Origin of the sequence: Cellulophaga sp. F20128 (assembly GCF_023015805.1) — a bacterium.
Lineage (GTDB): Bacteria > Bacteroidota > Bacteroidia > Flavobacteriales > Flavobacteriaceae > Cellulophaga.
In genome coordinates this window covers 1-946 of the sequence record NZ_JALKBA010000057.1, presented here as the reverse complement: position 1 = coordinate 946, position 946 = coordinate 1, and the positions used below count along the sequence as shown (strand labels likewise).

Sequence of the window (946 nt, the reverse complement as noted above, 5' to 3'; positions counted from 1 at the left end):
TAAAAACACATTGGCTTATGAAAAGAAAAATAAATTGTGAAACAGCCCGTAATTTTTCAGTGGAGAAAGCACTGGAAAAACTAGGGCACTTTCCCCAAAAGACATCGGAAAAAGAAGCTTGGTTTCTAAGTCCTTTTAGGTCAGAAACACAAGCCTCTTTTAAAGTTTCTAAAACCAAGAATCGATGGTACGATCATGGCGAAGGTATCGGCGGTAATGTGATTGATTTAGTAAGTATGGTTTTAAAATGTACCATATCAGAAACGCTAGAATTTATAAATGGGGATGTGTCTTATTTTCCTTTTCAACAGCCGCAGATTTTTTGCAGTACAGAAACTGAAATTAATATCAGTAAAGTTCAAAATATAACGCACCCTGCTTTGATTCAATATTTAAGTGCTAGAGGTATTACTATATCCGTTGCCAATAGCTATTGCAAAGAAGTATGGTACACCAACAAGTACAGTCAATATTTTGCTATTGGATTACAGAACGAAAAAAGCGGTTGGGAATTCCGGAATAAGATTTTTAAAAATAGTAGTAGCCCCAAATCCTTTACCTATATCCACAACCATAATAAGCAATTGATCATTTTAGAAGGTTTGTTTGATTTATTATCACTGGCCACTTTAAAGCCAAGGGAATTAAAAGTTTCAGACATCATTGTTTTAAACTCCATAGCTTTTATAAAAGATGTTGAAATTCATTTTGCCAAATACGAATGTATACACCTCTATTTGGATAATGATTTAGCAGGTCAAAAAGCTACTCTGTATTTGAAAAAAAATCACAAGCATATCATTGACCGCAGTGATACCTATAAATATCACGAAGACTTAAACGACTTTTTATGTTATGAAAAAAGAAAAGAAATTTGATTTTAAATCAACAGATGAAAAGAAGCAGTATGTAAAGATTCCTATAGATGTACTACATCAATCGGATA

1 protein-coding gene is annotated in these 946 nt (G+C 32.8%); it reads left to right on the top strand.

Annotated features, from left to right (window positions below; translation table 11 throughout):
* A partial coding sequence (locus MWU65_RS17450) for a toprim domain-containing protein (protein ID WP_247079960.1) occupies positions 1-878 on the top strand: 878 nt, incomplete at its 5' end.
* Between the last annotated feature and the right edge of the window lie 68 nt (positions 879-946).